This window comes from Litoreibacter arenae DSM 19593 (assembly GCF_000442275.2).
In the GTDB taxonomy this organism is placed as follows: domain Bacteria; phylum Pseudomonadota; class Alphaproteobacteria; order Rhodobacterales; family Rhodobacteraceae; genus Litoreibacter; species Litoreibacter arenae.
In genome coordinates this window covers 156,387-175,004 of the sequence record NZ_KE557310.1, presented here as the reverse complement: position 1 = coordinate 175,004, position 18,618 = coordinate 156,387, and the positions used below count along the sequence as shown (strand labels likewise).

The 18,618-nt window shown below is 59.8% G+C and carries 20 protein-coding genes and 1 tRNA gene; 12 read left to right on the top strand and 9 right to left on the bottom strand.

Translation table 11 applies throughout. The annotated features are described in order from the left end of the window. Positions 1–203: 203 nt before the first annotated feature. The 4 genes from THALAR_RS08575 to gph all read left to right on the top strand — a co-directional run bounded on the left by THALAR_RS08575 (position 204) and on the right by gph (position 4,052). On the top strand, positions 204–1,205 hold the full coding sequence (locus tag THALAR_RS08575; protein ID WP_021101132.1) for a DctP family TRAP transporter solute-binding subunit: 1,002 nt from the start codon (positions 204–206) through the stop codon (positions 1,203–1,205). Positions 1,206–1,292: 87 nt separating this feature from the next. Beyond that, on the top strand, positions 1,293–1,976 hold the full coding sequence (locus tag THALAR_RS08570) for a TRAP transporter small permease (protein WP_021101131.1): 684 nt from the start codon (positions 1,293–1,295) through the stop codon (positions 1,974–1,976). Positions 1,977–1,980: 4 nt separating this feature from the next. Continuing rightward, positions 1,981–3,375: a TRAP transporter large permease gene (locus THALAR_RS08565; protein WP_021101130.1), complete on the top strand. Its 1,395-nt coding sequence runs from the start codon at positions 1,981–1,983 to the stop codon at positions 3,373–3,375. Between the two features lie 38 nt (positions 3,376–3,413). Beyond that, on the top strand, positions 3,414–4,052 hold the full coding sequence (gene gph / locus THALAR_RS08560; protein ID WP_021101129.1) for a phosphoglycolate phosphatase: 639 nt from the start codon (positions 3,414–3,416) through the stop codon (positions 4,050–4,052). A gap of 70 nt (positions 4,053–4,122) precedes the next feature. Here gph and THALAR_RS08555 read toward each other — a convergent pair whose 3' ends face one another. Then, positions 4,123–4,893 carry a transporter substrate-binding domain-containing protein gene (locus THALAR_RS08555; RefSeq protein WP_040818126.1) on the bottom strand — a complete coding sequence of 257 codons (771 nt, stop codon included), beginning with the start codon at positions 4,891–4,893 and terminating at the stop codon, positions 4,123–4,125. Between the two features lie 136 nt (positions 4,894–5,029). Here THALAR_RS08555 and THALAR_RS08550 point away from each other — a divergent pair, with 136 nt between their 5' ends. The 3 genes from THALAR_RS08550 to THALAR_RS08540 are packed head-to-tail and all read left to right on the top strand — an operon-like array spanning position 5,030 to position 6,866. Next, complete coding sequence (locus tag THALAR_RS08550; RefSeq protein WP_021101127.1) at positions 5,030–5,770, top strand: amino acid ABC transporter ATP-binding protein; 741 nt, start codon at positions 5,030–5,032, stop codon at positions 5,768–5,770. Then, positions 5,770–6,528 (top strand): amino acid ABC transporter permease, encoded by a 759-nt coding sequence (locus tag THALAR_RS08545; protein ID WP_040818123.1) that lies wholly within the window; start codon positions 5,770–5,772, stop codon positions 6,526–6,528. The genes THALAR_RS08550 and THALAR_RS08545 overlap by 1 nt, the downstream gene beginning before the upstream one ends. A gap of 5 nt (positions 6,529–6,533) precedes the next feature. Further along, complete coding sequence (locus tag THALAR_RS08540) at positions 6,534–6,866, top strand: carboxymuconolactone decarboxylase family protein (protein WP_021101125.1); 333 nt, start codon at positions 6,534–6,536, stop codon at positions 6,864–6,866. 115 nt (positions 6,867–6,981) lie between these two features. Here the strand turns inward: THALAR_RS08540 and THALAR_RS08535 are convergent, their stop codons facing one another. The 5 genes from THALAR_RS08535 to THALAR_RS08515 form a co-directional block, all read right to left on the bottom strand. Beyond that, positions 6,982–7,896 carry a hydroxyacid dehydrogenase gene (locus THALAR_RS08535; protein ID WP_021101124.1) on the bottom strand — a complete coding sequence of 305 codons (915 nt, stop codon included), beginning with the start codon at positions 7,894–7,896 and terminating at the stop codon, positions 6,982–6,984. After that, positions 7,893–8,456: a sulfopyruvate decarboxylase subunit beta gene (gene comE / locus THALAR_RS08530; RefSeq protein WP_021101123.1), complete on the bottom strand. Its 564-nt coding sequence runs from the start codon at positions 8,454–8,456 to the stop codon at positions 7,893–7,895. The genes THALAR_RS08535 and comE overlap by 4 nt, the downstream gene beginning before the upstream one ends. 1 nt (position 8,457) lies before the next feature. Beyond that, positions 8,458–8,955 carry a Sulfopyruvate decarboxylase - subunit alpha gene (locus tag THALAR_RS08525; protein WP_021101122.1) on the bottom strand — a complete coding sequence of 166 codons (498 nt, stop codon included), beginning with the start codon at positions 8,953–8,955 and terminating at the stop codon, positions 8,458–8,460. Between the two features lie 72 nt (positions 8,956–9,027). After that, positions 9,028–9,918, bottom strand: a complete 891-nt coding sequence (locus THALAR_RS08520) for a LysR family transcriptional regulator (RefSeq protein ID WP_021101121.1) — start codon at positions 9,916–9,918, stop codon at positions 9,028–9,030. Positions 9,919–9,962: 44 nt separating this feature from the next. After that, positions 9,963–10,151, bottom strand: a complete 189-nt coding sequence (locus tag THALAR_RS08515; protein ID WP_021101120.1) for a hypothetical protein — start codon at positions 10,149–10,151, stop codon at positions 9,963–9,965. 192 nt (positions 10,152–10,343) lie between these two features. Between THALAR_RS08515 and THALAR_RS08510 the strand changes: the two genes are divergently transcribed. The 3 genes from THALAR_RS08510 to THALAR_RS08500 are packed head-to-tail and all read left to right on the top strand — an operon-like array spanning position 10,344 to position 15,194. Then, complete coding sequence (locus tag THALAR_RS08510) at positions 10,344–11,936, top strand: hypothetical protein (RefSeq protein WP_021101119.1); 1,593 nt, start codon at positions 10,344–10,346, stop codon at positions 11,934–11,936. A 14-nt stretch (positions 11,937–11,950) separates the two neighbouring features. After that, positions 11,951–13,063, top strand: a complete 1,113-nt coding sequence (locus THALAR_RS08505) for a phosphatase PAP2 family protein (RefSeq protein ID WP_021101118.1) — start codon at positions 11,951–11,953, stop codon at positions 13,061–13,063. 1 nt (position 13,064) lies between these two features. After that, positions 13,065–15,194, top strand: coding sequence for a S8/S53 family peptidase (locus THALAR_RS08500; protein ID WP_021101117.1), 2,130 nt, complete (start codon positions 13,065–13,067; stop codon positions 15,192–15,194). A 143-nt stretch (positions 15,195–15,337) separates the two neighbouring features. Here the strand turns inward: THALAR_RS08500 and THALAR_RS08495 are convergent, their stop codons facing one another. Continuing rightward, the gene (locus tag THALAR_RS08495; protein ID WP_021101116.1) at positions 15,338–16,024 is read right to left on the bottom strand and encodes a M48 family metallopeptidase; all 687 of its coding nucleotides are present in this window, start codon (positions 16,022–16,024) and stop codon (positions 15,338–15,340) included. A 176-nt stretch (positions 16,025–16,200) separates the two neighbouring features. On the opposite strand from THALAR_RS08495, the gene THALAR_RS08490 reads away from it, so the two are divergent. Together THALAR_RS08490 and THALAR_RS08485 are read left to right on the top strand one after the other, a co-directional pair. Beyond that, on the top strand, positions 16,201–16,536 hold the full coding sequence (locus THALAR_RS08490; RefSeq protein ID WP_021101115.1) for a TIGR02300 family protein: 336 nt from the start codon (positions 16,201–16,203) through the stop codon (positions 16,534–16,536). An 84-nt stretch (positions 16,537–16,620) separates the two neighbouring features. Further along, positions 16,621–16,696, top strand: a tRNA-Ala gene (locus THALAR_RS08485). 25 nt (positions 16,697–16,721) lie between these two features. Here the strand turns inward: THALAR_RS08485 and THALAR_RS08480 are convergent. Together THALAR_RS08480 and THALAR_RS08475 are read right to left on the bottom strand one after the other, a co-directional pair. Beyond that, positions 16,722–17,834 carry a Gfo/Idh/MocA family protein gene (locus tag THALAR_RS08480; RefSeq protein WP_021101114.1) on the bottom strand — a complete coding sequence of 371 codons (1,113 nt, stop codon included), beginning with the start codon at positions 17,832–17,834 and terminating at the stop codon, positions 16,722–16,724. Between the two features lie 11 nt (positions 17,835–17,845). After that, a complete protein-coding gene (locus THALAR_RS08475; protein ID WP_021101113.1) occupies positions 17,846–18,556 on the bottom strand; it encodes a GntR family transcriptional regulator in 711 nt (236 codons plus the stop codon). Between the last annotated feature and the right edge of the window lie 62 nt (positions 18,557–18,618).

Genomic DNA, 18,618 nt, shown 5'->3' with positions numbered 1-18,618 from the left:
AATTTTCAGGGTGCGGCATTGCTAAAAAGTGCGAGATTTCAGAATTTCTTGATTATCGGCAGTGTAAAAAACGCGTATATATTTGATATATAAAAGGAAAACATTCGACGAAGGAGTCCCTTGCGCGGCTATCACCCTTCTTGCAATGCTCGCAGCGTCCGGCGGGGCTTCCCGTCCGATTGAAATTCCAATGGGAGGAAACCATGAAATCTATTCTTAAGGCGGCTTGCGTCGCCGCTGTCGCTCTTGTCCCGGGTGTCGCTGCTGCTGCGTGCGACGACGGCGAAGTGGTCATCAAGTTCAGCCACGTCACCAACACCGATAAACACCCAAAAGGCATCGCTGCCTCGCTGCTGGAGCAGCGCGTGAATGACGAGATGCAAGGCAAGGCCTGCATGGAAGTGTTTCCGAACTCGACACTCTATAAGGACGAGCAAGTCCTTGAGGCCATTCTGCAAGGCGACGTTCAGCTGGGTGCACCGTCGCTGTCCCTGTTCGAGAGCTTCACCAAGCAATACCGCCTGTTCGACCTGCCGTTTATGTTCAAGAACATCAACGCGGTGGACGCTTTCCAGACTTCGGAAGCCGGCGAGGCCATGAAAGGCGTTATGGCCAAGCGTGGTCTTCAAGGTCTGCAATTCTGGCATAACGGCATGAAGCAAATCTCTGCCAACAAGCCACTGCTGATGCCCTCCGACGCCGCCGGACTGAAATTCCGCGTGCAGCCCTCTGACGTGCTGGTCGCCCAGATGCAGGCTTTGGACGCGTCGCCGCAACCAATGGCATTTGCAGAGGTCTATGGCGCGCTGCAAACCGGTGTTGTCGACGGTCAGGAAAACACCTGGTCCAACATCTACGGCCAGAAATTCTTCGAAGTGCAGGACGGCATCACCGAGACCAACCACGGCATCATCGACTACATGGTCGTGGCTTCCGTCGACTGGCTGGATAGCCTTGACGCAGACGTGCGCGAACAGTTCCTGACGATCCTCGAAGAGGTCACTGTCGAACGCAACGCCGATTCCACCAAGGTAAACGAAGAGGCCAAGCAGGCCATCCTCGACGCCGGTGGCACAGTGCGGGAACTGACCCCTGAGCAGCGGACTGCTTGGGTCGAAGCCATGAAGCCCGTCTGGGCGCAGTTTGAAGGCGACGTTGGTGCTGAGAACATCGCCGCCGCGCAAGAGATCAACGCCCAGAACTAATCGGGCTATAACAAAAACGGGCAGGCGCGGCTTTGTGGTCGCGCCTGCCTGCAAAAAGAAGACGTCTGATTTCGGGGAGGAAGTCACGTGCACCACCAAGAAGACGAGCCAAGCGCCGTTGGGCGCTTCATCGACCGGCTTGAGGAAAACGCGATCGCGCTCATGCTCGGCATCATGGTGATCCTGACATTCGTCAACGTGATCCGCCGCTACGTTTTCAACGCCTCCCTGATCTGGAGCCTTGAGGTGGTGTTGATGCTGTTTGCCTGGATGGTCCTTCTGGGCATCAGCTACGGCATCAAGAAGAATACCCATCTGGGCGTCGACGCGCTGACCAACGTGTTGCCCAAGGGGCCACGCAAGGGCGTGCTGATCGTCTCTGCCCTGATCTGTGTCGTCTATGCCGTGCTTTTGATGAAAGGGGCCTACGATTACTGGGCACCGTTCGCGGGGCTGGATGTGACGTCGGGCCGCTGGTTCCCGACAGGCTTCATCGAGACCCGTAGCCGTGCTTTCATGGAAACCGATCAGGTGCCCATGCCGTTCTTCCTGAATTTTCTGGCGGACTTGATCAACGACGGTGACAGCTACTCCAAGCTGCCGGATTTCGTCCCCTACACCATGCTGCCATTCGCCTGCGCGCTTATCCTGCTGCGCTTTGTGCAGGCTTTCATCAAGGTGCTGCGCGGCACGCAGCACACGATGATTGTCAGCCATGAAGCGGAGGAGGCCATAGAGGACCTCACCGCGACACATAAGCAAGGGACTTAAGTCAATGGATGTGGTTCTGCTTTTTGTGCTGATTGTCGGCATGCTGATGATCGGTGTCCCGATCGCTGTCTCTCTTGGTCTATCGTCCATGCTGTTCCTGCTGATGTTCAGCGACACATCTCTGGCCTCCATTGCAGCGTCCTTGTTTCAGGCCATGGCGGGCCACTACACCCTGCTGGCCATCCCGTTCTTCATCCTCGCGTCGAGTTTCATGTCGACGGGTGGTGTGGCGGCACGGATCATCCGGTTCTCCATCGCTTGCGTTGGTCACTTGCGCGGCGGTTTGGCGATTGCAGGCGTGCTTGCCTGTATGATCTTCGCTGCCCTCTCCGGCTCGTCGCCCGCCACCGTGGTTGCCATCGGCTCCATCGTTATCGCGGCGATGGTCAAGGTCGGCTACACCAAGGACTTCGCCGCAGGTGTGATCTGTAACGCAGGCACGCTGGGCATCCTGATCCCGCCTTCCATCGTGATGGTGGTTTACGCTTCCGCCACCGACGTGTCGGTGGGCCGGATGTTCTTGGCAGGCGTGCTGCCGGGCATATTGGCCGGTACGATGCTGATGATTACCATCTACGTCATGGCCCGCATCAAAAACCTGCCAAAAGGTGAATGGCAGGGCTGGGGCGAGATATTCGAGAGCTTCCGAGACGCCTTCTGGGGTTTGATGCTCATCATCATCATCATGGTCGGCATCTACGGCATCCCCGGCCTGACCGGCGCGATCTTTACGCCGACAGAAGCGGCCGCCGTCGCGTCCGTCTATGCGTTCTTCGTGGCGACGTTCATTTACCGTGACATGGGGCCGCTCAAGACCATTGACGGGCAGCGCAACCTGACGCTGCTGGACCGCCCCATCGCATTGGTCACGGCGTTCTTCCACCGGGACACGTTTGCGACGTTATTTGATGCAGGCAAGCTGACGGTGATGCTCATGTTCATCATCGCCAACGCGCTGATCCTGAAACACGTCCTCACCGACGAGCAAATCCCGCAACACATCGCGGATGCGATGCTGGCGGCGGGGCTGGGGCCGGTGATGTTCCTTGTGATGGTCAACATCATCCTGCTCATCGGTGGGCAATTCATGGAGCCGTCCGGCCTGATCGTCATCGTGGCCCCGTTGGTGTTCCCGATCGCGATCGAGCTGGGTATCGACCCGATCCATCTCGGCATTATCATGGTGGTGAACATGGAAATCGGGATGATTACGCCGCCCGTGGGCCTCAACCTATTCGTGACTTCGGGCGTGGCGCAGATGCCGATGATGGCCGTGGTACGCGCGGCGCTGCCATTCCTGGCCGTGCTGTTCGTGTTCCTGATCATCGTCACCTATGTGCCGTTCATCTCGACATGGCTGCCGACTCTGATGATGGGGCCGGAGATCATCGTAAAATAGGCTGGCGGACATCTCTGAACGGGCTTAGCTTTGGTCGGATGAAGGCTGTAATTTTCGACCTCGACGGGACGCTCGTCCATTCCGCACCTGACATTCATGCGGCGGCGAATGTGATGCTGTCCCATGCGGGCCGCGATCCTGTGACCTTGGAACAGGTGATCGGCTTCGTCGGCAACGGCATCGAGAAACTGGTGGAGCGTTGCCTTCGCGCGACCGGCGGCGTACCGGACGACCTGACCCCGCATTACGCGCAGATGAACCGCGCCTATGCCAGGGACCTGACCACGCTGACGCGGCTTTTCGACGGGGTGCGCGAAACGCTCGATATGCTGGATTTGCCGATGGCGCTTTGCACCAACAAGCCGGAAATCCCGGCCCGCGACCTGTGCGACCAGCTTGATCTGACGCGTTATTTCGACGTGATAACCGGTGGGGACAGCACACCCGCGAAGAAGCCCGATCCGCTGCCATTAGTGCATACAACAGTCGCGTTGGGGTTGACCGTCGAGGAATGTCTCTATGTCGGGGACAGCGTCACCGATTTCCGCACCGCCCGCGCGGCGGAGATGTCTTTCGCCTACTTCACTGGCGGTTACCAACCAACGCCGGTGGAAGGCTTGCGGCCGGAGGAGTGTTTCGACACATGGCACGGGCTTGACCTGTCGCGGTACGCTTAAACCTAGCGTTTTGCCATGAAAAAAGGCCGCTGCATGTGCGGCGGCCTTTTCAAAGAATGTCACTAAGAACTTAAAGGCCCCAGTTCGCCGCGGTGGTTTCGAAAAACCCGCCAGCTTGCTTCACCTTGATCCAGTTGTTTACGTAGTTGATCCAGATCTGGTCGCCTTGCGGCAGCAGCATAGCAATAGGCGAGGGCGCGCGCGGCTCGGTTCCGGGGACACGCACGACGGGGAATTTGTCGTCCAGCGTGGAGCCTTCGATGTTGGAGGTAATGAACACATCGGCGCGGCCCGCGATCACTTCCTGATAGCCGCGTGCAGGCGCCTCGACGACCTTGATCGTGGCATTCGGGAACCATTCGCGGGCAAGCCCCTCAAACGTGGTGCCAAGGGTCGTGGCCACTGTCACTTCGGGCTTGTTGATGCTCTCATAGCCGTCAAACTTGTCGGCGTTTTCCTTCAGGGTGAAGGGGAATATTTCGACCGCGATATAGCTCTCCGAGAAGCCTGCAACTTTCATGCGTGCAGGCGAAATGGAAGCGGAGCCGGTCATGTGGTAGCTGCCAGCCGACACGCCATTCACAAGCGTTTTCCAATCGGTTGGGACGAACTCGACCTCGACGCCAAGATCTTTGGCAAGCTCGGTCATAATGTCGATGTCGTAGCCCTTGTAGCTGTTGGTGGCGGGGTCGCGCACGGACATCGGGTTCCAGTCGCCGGTGGTGCCGACTTTAAGCACGCCACCGTCAAGGATTTCGTTCAGGGCGGATTGGGCAAAGGCGGCGGTGCTCATGACCGCGCCGAAAGCCAGCGCCGCGAGGGCGTTTGCAAATTGTTTCATCTTGGAAGTTTCTCCGGTGTTGGACAGGTGACCTTGTCGTTGCGTTTGCAAGATCACGAATGATCGTGACTTGAAGTTTCGATCACTTGCCACATAACCTCAAGGTAATAGATGGCAAGGCCGGAAGGGCGCAAGTGTGACACAAGACGCGATCGAGATGATCGATGTGGACAAGTGGTTTGGCGACTTTCAGGTTCTCAAAGGCATTAATCTAAACGTGAAGCCGGGCGACCGGGTGGTGATTTGCGGGCCGTCGGGCTCCGGGAAATCCACCGTGGTGCGATGCATCAACCGGCTTGAGACGCATCAAAAGGGCGTGATCAGGATCGGCGGCGTGGTGCAGGACGGCAGCGCCAAGGCGTTGGAGGCGATCCGGTCCGAGGTCGGGATGGTCTTCCAACAGTTCAACCTGTTCCCGCATCTGACGGTGATGGAAAACTTATTGCTTGGCCCGATGAAGGCGCGCGGCCTGTCGCGCAAGGACGCCGAGGCGCGGGCTATGAAATACCTTGAGCGGGTCCGCATCCCAGAGCAGGCGCACAAGCGGCCTGGCCAGCTATCAGGCGGCCAGCAGCAACGCGTCGCCATCGCGCGGAGCCTGTGTATGGAGCCGAAGGTGATGCTGTTCGACGAACCGACGTCGGCTCTGGACCCCGAAATGATCTCCGAAGTGCTGGACGTGATCGTCGAGTTGGCGGTGGAAGGCATGACCATGGTGGTCGTCACCCACGAGATGGGGTTTGCCCGCAAGGTGGCCGATCAGATGGTGTTCATGGACGAAGGCGAAATAGTGGAAACCGGCACGCCGGAAGAGTTCTTCACCGCGCCCAAATCGCAGCGCACACAGACCTTCCTCAAACAGATATTGTCACACTGATGCGGGTCCTTTTCTCCCTAGCGGCGCTGCTGGTGCTGTCCGGCTGCGGCTCCTCCGACATTTGGGGATGGTATGTAGTCAATCCCATGACCCCCGCCGGATGGACCAACATCAAGTTTCTGGTGAATGGCATGGGGGCGACAATCCTGCTCTCGCTGATCGCCGCGTCGATCTCGATGGTGTTGGGATTGATCGTCGCCTTGCCCGGCCTGTCGGAGCGGCGGGGCATCCGTGTGATCAACCGCGTCTATGTCGAGTTCATCCGCGCCATCCCGCTGCTGCCGATGTTGTTCTGGGTATTTTACGGCCTGCCCATCGTGTTCAAGTCCATGGGGCTGAACATCCAGATTGACCCGTTCTGGGGGGCGATCATCACGCTGGCTTTGTCGGATAGTGCCTTTACCGCCGAAATCTACCGGGCTGGAATCCAGAGCATCGCGAAAGGCCAGACCGAGGCCGCCAAGACCATTGGCCTGAGCTACATACAAACCATGCGTTACGTGATCCTGCCTCAGGCCATCCGGCGTATTCTGCCGCCTTTGGCGAACCAGTTTATCTACATCGTGAAGATGTCTGCCTTTGCCTCCGTGATCGGCATGCAGGAATTGACCCGCCGCGCGAACGAGTTGGTGGTGACGGAATACCGGCCGCTGGAAATCTACACACTTTTGATTGTGGAATACCTCGTGCTGGTGCTGCTGATCAGCGCTGGCGTGCGCTGGCTGGAACGAAAAATGGGATCGGATGAGAGAGGATAAGTGACATGAACTGGACTGAATTCATGGACGAGACCGTTGAGAATATCGGCGTGCTGGCCAAGGAGATGCCGGAGACGGCTAAGGCCTTCACGACGATGGGAACCTTCGCCAAGAAATCCGGTGCGCTGGACGAGAAGACGAAGGAGTTGATGGCGCTCGGCATCGCGATTGCGACGCGGTGCGACAGTTGCATCGGCTTCCACGTGAAATCCCTGATCCGTCTGGGCATTACTCGGGACGAATTGGTCGAGGCGCTGGCGATGGCAACCTATATGGGCGGCGGGCCGTCCTATGCCTATTCGGCCAAGGCACTAAAGGCGTTTGAGGAGTTTTCCTGAAGAGGTTTTGCGCCTGCCTTCGGCAGTCGCCACGTCGGGGGCGCTGCCCCCGCACCCCCGAATTTAAGTGGGGCTCTGCCCCACACCCCGAGGTATTTCGGGAAAAAAGAAATGACTAGCCGAGCGCCTTGCGGATGTTGTCCGCTGTAAGCGCGGAGACTCTGGCATTGGCCTCCTGCGTGACGCCTGCGATATGCGGGGTCAGGATCAGGTTCGTAATGCCCGCGAAGGCTTGGCCGCTTTCAAGGGTCATGGGTTCTGTTTCGAAAACATCCAGAGCTGCGCCATGGAGCGTGCCAGCTTTGAGCGCGGCGGTCAGCGCGGTCTCGTCTACCACTCCGCCACGGGCCGCATTGATGAGGATCGCAGTTGGTTTCATTCGTGCCAATGCGCTTTCGTCGATAATGTGGCGGGTGCCGTCGGTAAGCGGGACGTGGAGGCTGACGATATCTGCAGTCGCCAAAAGTCCGGCCAGCGTATCCACGCGCGTTGCCCCGTCGAAATTTCTGGCAAAAGGATCGTGCGCGAGAACCTCCGTCCCCATCAGCCGTGCGCGCTTGGCCGTCTCGCGGGCGACGGAGCCGTAGCCGAGAAGCCCCAGGATCTTGCCGGACAGCTCGCGGCCGCACATGTCTTCTCTGGGCCAGTCGCCGCGCATCATTCGGTCTGCGCCGAAATATGCGCCGCGCAGAAGCATCATGGCACTGGTCAGGACATATTCCGCGACCGACACGTCGTTGGCGCCCGTGGCCGGGAGCACCTTGATATCGCGCGCGGCGCAGGCGTCGAGGTCGATGTTGTCGAGGCCAACGCCGAGACGCCCCAAAGCCTTCAGGTTTGGCGCGGCGTCGAGCAGGGCGACGCGCACTTGTGTGCGGTTTCGGACGACCAGCGCGGCGGCATCGGAGATTTCGCGCATCAACCGCGCCGGATCGTCCACCAAGCCGGCATCATAGACCACGTCGAAGTCGCGGCGGAGATCATCCACGGCGGCCTCGTCCATGAACTCGGCTATGACGAGTTTCGTCATGCGTTCTGGGCAGCAACCGTCTTCATGAAGCGGTCACGGATCACCACCGGGTCCATCGTGATCACCGGCACTTTGATGTTGCCGCTTTCACATTTGGACACGATCACGGTCATCTTGTCGCCTGCCAGCGCATCCTTGACGACCTGTACGGTGTCTTCGGCCTTGCACTCGATCACGTTTTCGCAGCCGCAGGCTTTCGCCACGGCGGTCAGGGAGGTCTTCTTGCCTGCATAGGTAGGCTGGTCGCCGGTGGAGCCGTAGGAGCCGTTGTCGATGATCAGCAGCACGTAGTTGTCGGCCACATTGTTGGCGATGGTGGGCAGTGTGCCCAGATTGGTCAGCACCGAGCCGTCGCCGTCGATGACGAGCACCTTGGATTTCTGCGCAAGGGCCAGCCCGAGGCCGATGGAGGATGCCAGCCCCATGGTGCCCAGCATGTAGAAGTTGGACGGCTGGTCGTCGATCATGTGCATTTCCTGGCTGGGAAGCCCGATATTGCACACGGTCAGCGTGTCCTTGATGGTCGGGGCCAGTTCTTTGATTATGTCGGAACGGATCATACTAGTAGCCTCCCCAGAATGTTGCATCCGTCAGGATGGCGACCGGTTTGTTGCACATGAACGTGTATTTCAGGATGTCGTCGAACTCTTCCACGTCGGATTGGCGGTGGAAATGGTATGTCGGAATGTTGATCTGCGCCAGCAGCGCTTTTGTGTGCACGGCCATTTCGGCCTGACAGGCGACAGGTTCTCTCAACTCGCCGCGATATGAGATCAGCATCGGCAGGGGCATCCGGTAGAATTGCGTCAGGGTGACCAGCGTGTTGATCGTCACTCCGATGGCGGTGTTTTGCATGATAATGGCGGAACGCTTGCCGCCCATGAAAGCACCGGCGCACAGGCCCATGCCCTCGTCCTCCTTGTTGGAGGGGATGTGGTAGATGTCGGGATGCGCTTCCGCAGCCTCAATAACGCCGCCCAGCTGTTTGCACGGCACGGTCGTGATGAATTCAACTTTGTTGCTCACAAAGCCATCTATGATGACGTCATTGACTGACATGTGTCGGCTCCCTTAAATCCTGTCAGACATGCAATTGACCTAAAGACAGCCTGCGGTCAAACCATATCGACTTTAGTGTGACTGAAGTTTTTCTTTATATTCCGCAACCGTCGCGGTGACCTCCTCCATCAGGCGTTCTATCAAAGGGGTTTTCGGGCAATCGGCCCGCGTTAGCATGCAAAGGTTGCGCCCCGACGTGTCGAGCGGCACGCGGCGCAGGCTCGCAAACACAGCATCCGGCACGCAAATGTCCGGCACGACCGAAATGCCCAGCCCGTGCGCAACCACGCTTGCGACCGTTTCAAGCGATTCCAGCTCCATGCTGCTTTGCACTTCGATGCCGTTTCGGGCAAGCCAGTCCTCAGCAATCCTGCCCGCAGCCGCCCGTCTGGTATGGCGGATATAGGGCAGCGCGCGCAGCAGATTTTCCGGCGTGTCCTGAGCCGCGTCGGGCGCTGTGATCAGGACCAGCGGTTCATGCGCGATATGGTAGGTGCGAAAGCGCGGCGAAGGGATCGGCAGGGCGGAGGTGATAGCCGCGTCCACTGCGCCTCGTTCGACCATATCTTTCAACTCGTCCGACAAGCCGGGCAATACGCGAACCTGCAACTGCGGAGTGCTCTGGATCAGACGTTTCAGCGATTTGGGGACGAGGCCGTGCAGGCTTGATGGGACCGCGCCCAAGGTCAGGCTGCCGGTCAGGGCGGTGTCACCTCCGGCCTCTGTCAACAGGCTGTCATAGGCGGCAACCACCTCGCGGGCCTGAGATATGAGTGACAGTGCCAAGGGCGTCAGGGTCGGTGGTTTGGCTTGACGGTTGAACAACATTGCGCCCGTAATTTCTTCGAGACGCCTCATTTGCTGGCCCACTGCGGCTTGCGAGACATGTACGCGGCCAGATGCTGCGACAAAGCTGCCGGTTTCAGCGACTGCGATCAGGGTCCGGAGCAAGGTGATAGACATCTGCGAGCCTTAGCCCGAGCGGTCCTGTCCAGCAAGGGCGGGGATCAGTCGCGCAGGTCCGCCGGGCCGACGCGATCTGCCAGCAAAATAAGCCAGGACAACGTCTCTCGTTCATCCTCGTTCAGCAGGTTTCCCTCGCTGAGCGCCTTCATCTCGACTCGCAATAACGGCCAGCGGTCATAGAAATCGAGCAGGTCTGTAATAGGCTCTGGACCTTTTTTTAATGGCATCATGCGGTGCTCCGGTGTTCGACGACTGTGAATTTCTTCAAAGTATCAACGCTTAAGCAAGCCGACATGTGAAAAAAACGTGAAGGTCTTGGAGCAATTCGGGTTAGGTTGTTAAACTTACCTTTAGGGAAGGCGTTTGGATAAGCTTTGGCAGAAAAGATTAACATATCGTTATTCGGCTCCTGCGTAGTCCGTGTGGACGGCGCAGATGGTGTCGAGATCAAGGGTGCGAAGCATCGTGCGCTGTTTGCCTTGCTGGCAACTGCGCCGCTCGGGCGTCGTACGCGGTCGTATCTTCAGCGCACTTTGTGGGGGTCGTCGTGCTACGATGGCGGGCGGCAGAACCTGCGTCGTGCGTTGTCTGATCTTCGCAACCTTCTGGGCGCGGATTTCGACCGTTTCATCAAATGCACCAACAGCGATGTCGAACTTGACCTGTCGCTGGTGAACTTCCTAGGCGCCCCCGGCACCGGGACGTTCATGGAAGGGACCGGCATTCGGGACAAGGGTTTCGAGGAGTGGGTCGCGTCGATGCGTGCCGACGAGAGCCAGATTGCCGCGCTGTACCGTACGACGCCGCGCACGGAATTAGGCCGCCCGTTGCCGCGCATCACCGCGCTGCCGTTTCAGCGGATCGTGGGCGGCGACGATCTGAGCGTTCTGGGCGACTGGCTGGCCGAAGAGGTCTGTCGTTCCCTGTCCCGCTCCAACCTGTTGTCGGTGATTTCGCACCTGTCCAGCCGTGCGCTGGCGGCACGCACCACGGACACGCTGGATGTGCGTCGCGAACTGGATGTGGACTATTTCGTGACAGGTTCGATCCGCGATATGGGCGGGCGCATTGTGGTGGACATGGACTTTGTTGATGCCCGCGACGGCAATATCCTCTGGACACGGCAGATCGCCGGGCCACAGTCGAATTTCTGGGATAATGTGACAAGCGGCCTCGACGGTGTCGTGCGCGCCATTGGCCGCTCCATCGCCGACGAGGCGATTGCCTATGTCAACGACCGACCATTGCCGGAGCTGGAGGATCACCACCTCGTCATTGGTGGGGTGTCCCTGATGCACCGCCCGACCTTCCGCGACTTCGCCAAATCCCGCACACTTCTGGAAGAGGCGGTATTGCGTGCGCCCATGGTTGCCGAAACCCATGCATGGTTGGCCAAGTGGTATGTGCTGAGCGTGTTCAACGGCTGGACGACCGACCAGAAGGGCGACACGCAAAAGGCGTTGGATTCGTCGTCCCGGGCGCTTGATATCAACCCCGACAGCTCATTCTCGCTGGTGATCGACGGGTTCGCGCATAACAACCTGATGCAACGCATGGACGTGGCCAGCCAGCGCTACGACACGGCCATCGATATCAATCCCAATGAAAGCCTGTCATGGCTGCTGCGCGGGGCCTTGCTGGCGTTCCAGGACGAGGGCATCGACGCCATCGCCGCCGCCGAGCAGGCGCGCAACCTCTCCCCGATCGACCCGTTCGGGTATTACTACGACAGCCTGTCCAGCACGGCCTATCTGGCCGCCGAGGATTACCAGCGTGCGCTGGAACTGGCGGAACGGTCGCTGGCCTTTAACGACCGCCACCTGTCCACATTGCGCGCCAAGATTACGGCGCTGCATTTTCTGGGACGCGGCGAGGAGGCTCAGACCGCTGGCGCAGAACTGCTGCGCAGGGCGCCCGGCTTCAGTCTTACCAACTACAAGAGTGCCCATCCGGTCGCGAAAGCCGCTTTGGGGTTAAAGGTTATTGCAGCTCTTGAGGCTGCGGGTATTTCATAAGGAAGGTTAAGCGAATGGCGCGATATGGCGGGGTAGGGGGCGTTGGTGGCGTCGGCGGAGTAGGTGGTGTTGGCGGCGTCGGAGGTGTTGGTGGCGTAGGCAGCACCGGTCTTGGCGACTTTCTGGGCGCAGGGGCGGTAGGCCCGTATGATCCGCTGACCGCTATTGGACTTCAGACCACGGCGGAAGGTATCGCGCACGTGGCCGGCTCGGGCGACGCGCCCCAGCCCACGCATCTGCCTGCGAACTCCAAGAAAAACATGAAAAGATCCGCCGACTGGGTTCGGGCATCGCTCTACCTGACGGACTTTATCAAAGACCTCGACATTAGCGTTTCAGGTGACGACACCACGCTCGGCTTCGAGACTAGCACGCTCGTGAAGATTACCCGCCCGACCGAGGCGCTGATGGCGGCGCAGGCCAAATGGGTGCGCGACTATGCCGACCTCAGGGCGGATCGCGGCGCGGAAATCCAGTCACAGCTTGGGTTCCCGACCGAGTATTTCGCCATGATCCTCGCGCTGCACCCTGCGCAAAGCCGCCACACGCTGGAGTTGATCACGGCGACGCAGGTTCTGTCGGCCCATGTGGCGATGATGGTCAAGCACGCGCTTGCGATCCGCCGCCCCGATCAGGTCGACACCCGCATCCTGCCGATGATCGCAACACCCGGGCACGGCGCGTTTCCCTCCGCGCACGCGACCGAGGCTCATTCGGTACTGACGGTGCTTCTGGCCCTGATGGAGGCTTGGGCGAGCCATGCCGACAATGACGACAGGGGCAAACTGCTGCGCAAACTGGCGGAGCGGATCACCGTCAACCGCACGGTCGCGGGTGTCCACTATCCCATGGACAGCTGGGCAGGCGCGGCTCTGGGGCAGGCTATTGGCGGCGCGATTCTGGGCCGCTGCGGCGTCGCGCATACGGCCAAGCAGATCACCTACGCGCCGACAGATACGGATTTCTTTGGCGACGAGTTGGACCGTCTCATCAAGGGCGAGACTGTGGCAGCCGACTACGGCATCACCGTCGGCGCGGCTGTACAGTCCACCCAGTCGGATGTTTTCACATGGCTTTGGGACAAGGCGGCGAAGGAGTCGCACACCCATTCGGACCCAGGTTCCTGACATGCGCAGGCGCATTGACCAATATACCGGCCCATACGAGCGTTGGGTCTATGGAGATGATCTGGGCCGTCCGTTTTCATTTCCGGCGATCAGGGACCGGACGTCGAGCTACTTCACCGCGCTGATGGATAGCGACACAAAACTGCCTGATGTCTCCAAGCTGATATATCGTGCCGAGGCTGGAGCGCCGATAGAGCGTATTGCGCTGCGCTATCCCCCGCTGTGGAACGATGGTAATGCCCTGAAGGTCAGGCCATTCTGCTTCTTTGACCCCGATGATATTGAAGACCCTGCGCTTACCGATTTGCAGGTGTTGCTGGCGGAACTTCTGGAACTGTTCGACCAGTTTTTGCAAGCCAACGACCCCGATGCGCTGCGCAAGAGGCCGCGATACCGTGTCAACTTTCCAATCAATCCGGCGTCATGGACGAAAGATTACGACGCCAAACGGGATGTGGCGGGCTACACCGCGCGGACGACGCCTCCCAAGGCCATTATCGGCGTGATTGATGACGGTATACCGTTCGCCAACCGGACTTATCTCGACACCGCCGGCAAAACCCGCATCAGCCATTGTTGGCTGCAATCGGCTCGCAGTCCCGGTGCGGGCACGGTGCCTTTCGGGCGCGAATATAGCAATGGCCAGATCGACGATCTGATCGCAGATCACGGCGGTGACGAGGACACGCTCTACCGCATGTCGGGTGCGGTTGATGCAGCGCTGCCGGAGCTTGGCACTTATATTGCACGCGGCACGACCCACGGCGCACATGTGCTATCGCTCGCCGCAGGCGCATCACTTGCCGGGGTGGAGGAGCCGGATCAGGACGATATCGGGATCATCGCCGTGCAACTTCCCAACACCATCGCGTGGGACACGTCGGGCTTTGGCAAGGAGATGTATATGCTCTCGGCCATCCACTACATATTCGAGCGGGCCAAGCGCATTGCCGACGCCGCCGGGGTGGACGAGATACCTGTGGTCATCAATTTCTCCTACGGCTGGTCCGGCGGGCGTCATGACGGCAAATCCGAGATGGACGCAGCCATTCAGGAACTGCTCGAAGAACGCCGGAAACTGGCGCCGACTTACTTGGTGATGCCAGCGGGCAATACCTATGACGACAAGCTTCACGCGCAGTTGGACGAGGCAAGTTTCACCGACGACTCGGTCTCCATCGGCTGGAAGGTGCAGCCTGACGACCGCACCTCCAGCTATCTGGAGGTCTGGTTGCCCGAAGAACTCGACGTCGAAGATTACAGTTTTGAAGTTACCCCGCCACGCGGTGTCTCGCTTGATACCGTGCCTTCCCTGGCTTTGCGGGGCGACCCGCACTTCCCACGCGGCGACGAGCGAAATTTCGCGGACCTTCGCGTGGGTGGTGCGGCGATTGGACAGATATCGGTGGACCGCAACCGCGGGTCTCGCTGGCGGGCGATGCTGGCACTGGCACCGACGTTGCCGCTTGACGTGGACCTGCCCGGTTTTCAACGTAGATGGGCATCGTCGGGGCAGTGGACCGTGACGTTGCGCCGCTCGCCCACAGCGGCCCGGCTGCCGGATGGTGCCAATATCAATATATGGGTCCAGCGCGACGACGATCCGTCAGAGCTGAAGACCGGTGGCAAGCAAAGCTACCTGGAGGAGTTGGACAGGGTCGCCACGAACGATCCGTCCCTGCCGCGCTACCTGCATCCGTTGGGAACGGTGCGCGGGTTCGGCAGCCTGAACGGCGTGGCAAATGCCGCCCTGACGACGCGCGTGGCGGGCTATACGCAATGCACCGGAAGCCCGGCCGCGTATTCTTCGGCAGGGGGCCTGCGCAATGGCAGCACCGGGCCCGAGCCATGGGGCAGCGCGGTGGATGTCTGCGCGGTGTCCGACCGCAGCCCCAACCGTCCCGGCTCGCTCGGGCAGGGGGTGCGCAGCGGGTCGCGGTCGTTGCTGGTTGGCACATCCGGCGCGTCCCCGCAGGTTGCGCGCAAGATGGTGCGGGCGTTGGCCGACGGGAAGGATGCGTTTGCAGGACTGGAGCCGCAAACCTACACATCTGGCAATCCGCTGGAAGATGCGCACAAGCAGGCCCGACTGGGTAGCTTCAAGGCTGCGCCTCTGTGGGCCGGTGGATAAATGGTGGCGACGGAAACTCGCCTAAGAGATCATACTGGCACTGGCTGGTATGAGGGAAGGGCGTTCGGGGTGGATTACCCAGTGAGCTGTGGCTTTCAGCAGGGCGCAGCGCTTATCAGTGCAACCCCGTGCGCTCTTTTTCCCTAGAATTGATAACGGTGAAGACTTCTGCCTTCGTCGCGCAGCCATTTGCGCGGGTGTTGGTAATCGGGCATCAGCTTGCCGACCTCGGTCCAGAATGCAGCGCTGTGGTTCATCTCGGCCAGATGCGCGACTTCATGCGCGGCTACGTAGTCGAGTACCTGCGCGGGGGCAAGGATCAGCCGCCATGAATACATCAGGTTTCCCTCTGACGTGCAGGACCCCCAACGTGACCGCGTGTCCCGTAAGGTGATCTTGACAAACGGTCGCCCCAACTGGGTGGCGTAGCGCGCGCTGGCCTCGGCCAGACGGTCCCGCGCCAACGTCTTGAGAAACGCACGCACCCGCACACCGGCTTTGTCCGAACCCTTCGGAATGAGAAGATGGTCCTGCATCAGTCTGACCGACTTGGTGTGTGTCTCTGCAATCAGCCGTGGGTGGCCTTCAATGGGGATCACCGCGCCGGGCGCTACCGATGTGGCGTCCGGCTGTCGGTCCAGATGGCCGCGTATCCAGTCCTCCTTGGCGCGCAGAAACGCCTGCGCCTCACGCATGGAGGCGCGGCGGGGTAAGGTCAGGGACACGCGGCCGTCGACGCCAGACACGCGCAAGGACAACCGCCGCGCCCGCGTCGAGTGTTTCAACGTCACGTCAATCGGGGGCTGCCCCAGTTGAATCGTCTCTGCCATTGGTTGCGTGCCTGCATTTTGCTGCTTATGTCCAAGTTAGCGCGGCCAATAGGCCATGGGAAGCTACATTGGGGGGAAAGCCTTTGACACGCCTTTCCCCATGTGGCAACTGGCTGCAATTCTGAGATTCAACCGTATGTGCGCCGCGATGGCTGCACCGATGAAAGAGGACGATTATGCCCAAGGAAGAATGGGGCGTTAAACGCGTTTGCCCAAGCTGCTCGACACGGTTCTACGACCTGCGGAACGATCCGATGACTTGCCCGTCATGCGCCCACGAGTTCACGCTCGAGAGCATCACCGGCAACAAATCCCGCACTATGCAGGCCGATAAGGCTGATGCGCAGAACAAAGACATCGTCAAGGATGACGCCGACGAGGTCGTGCTTGAGGATGATGAAGATGACGTAGATGCCGATTTGGGCGACGACGTTCTTGAAGATGATGACGACGACGACACCGTCAGCCTGGACGAGTTGGCCGATGTTGCGTCGGATGATGACGAAAGCTAATTAGTCGGGCGCGGTTGGATTTTTCACTTGAACTGATCCTCGCGCCCTTCTAGATACCACTTCGCAGCCGCAAGGTTGCCGTTTGGGGCCTTAGCTCAGCTGGGAGAGCGCCTGCATGGCATGCAGGAGGTCAGCGGTTCGATCCCGCTAGGCTCCACCAAACACCCCCTTGCCAGAACCTTGCGCTAGAGCGCGGTCATCTCGTCGATGCGCACCGCGCGGTGTTCCAGCATCGAGCGTTGCGCGGCCATGCCCATGAGGACGGACATCATACCGTCACGCAACCCGACTTCGGGCGCGTCGCGGTTGCCGCGTACCAGATCGACGAAGCCCTGATGCTGGTAGAAGGTCGAGCCGTTGTGGTCGCCCGCGTCCAGAATGGTCGGATCGACCGGCACCTCGCGCACGAACGGTCCTTTGGGGTGACGTGGGCTGACGATCACCTGCGGCACTGGCGCGTCGCCCAGATGCGGCGGCCAGAAGCGGCCGGGACCGGGCACCAAAGCCTCGATCTTGCCGTTCGGGCCGACGGCGCTGACCTCTTCCTGATAGCGGGCGCCTTCGGCGAACATGCACAATTCCAGCACGGCGCGGGTGCCTGAAGCGAAATCGACAATCACGTAACCGTTGTCGAAAATGTCCGGCGTCTCGCCGTCATAGCTCTCATCCAGATGGTTCACGTCTTGCCCGCCCGATGCCATCACCCGGACCGGTTCGGACCGCATCACAAGGCGCATCAGGTCGAAGAAATGGCAGCATTTCTCCACGAAGGTGCCGCCGGTGTCGCGGTTGAAGCGGTTCCAGTCGCCCACCTTGGGCAGGAACGGAAAGCGATGTTCTCGGATGGTAAGCATCTTGACCCCGCCGGTGGCCACCTCCGCCTCAGACAGAAACGCGGCGATGGGTGGCATGTACCGGTATTCCATCGCGACCCAGACAGGGGCGGGATAGCTCTGCGCAAACGCCTCCATACGGGGGATGTGCTGCGGCTCAGTGAACAGGGGCTTTTCCACCAGCACGGGCAGGGGGCGTTTTTGGGCAAGGGTCTCAAGCTGTTCGACGTGGCGGAAATTTGGGCTGACGATCAGGATGCAGTCGAGGTCTTCGACCTCCAGCAAGGCTTCCACGCTATCGACCAGCGCGGCATTCGGTGCGAAAACCAACGCCTGCGCCGCCATACCCGCGTCCGGCTCGAAAATTGCGCCGACGCTGGTGTCGGGCAAAAGTGCAATGTTGCGTAGGTGTTCCTGTCCCATCATGCCGCACCCGATAAGCCCGTATCTGACGTGTTGACCCATGTCTTTTTGTCCTATTTTAGCCGCTGTACATAGCGGGCGATGTCGGTGTCGAACCATGTTCGCGAGTATTCGACCGGATGGGGTTTCTGCTCCCAACTCAGCCGCTCGATATAGCCTGTCATCTGTCCGGCTTGGGGGCCGAATTCCGGCGGCGCCCAGTCGGGGGTCTTGCCGATACTGACGTAATCCTCGGCACGGGTGATCCAGAAGCCAAGCTTCATCTGGTAATAGCGATACAGCGAATCCGAGACCTGAGCTGGGTCCACCGTGCCGCTGTCCGCGTCGAGCCAGATTTCCTCCACCGCGGCGGGCTTCTTGTTGAGAAAGCGCAGGCGGCGCATGCGGGTTCCTCGCGGGGAACTACCAAAAGCAGGCAGATCGCCGGGCTTTGTGTGCTCGGATATGTCGAGAAACTTAGCGGTCGGAAGCCCACCGCCCTCCAACAACTCGATACGGAACATCGAATAGATGCTTTGCGCGGCGGGGTTGGAGCGGACATAGTTTCCAGACCCTTGAATCCGTTCGAGAAGGCCCTTTTCTTCAAGTATCTTCAGAGATTTGCGTAATGTTCGCACGGTCACTTGATGCGTGGCCGCGAGCTGCCGCTCTGGCGGCAGGCGAGCGCCATCGGCAAGTCGTCCGGACGCAATTTCACGGATCAGAAGCTCGCTCACCTGCGCGTAAATCGGAAGCGCCGCAGGGCTGTCTTGCCGCTCGTACATTTGCCGCCAGCCTCTCTGTGCAAAAAATTGATACCCTATTGATCTACATCAAAGACAAGGCT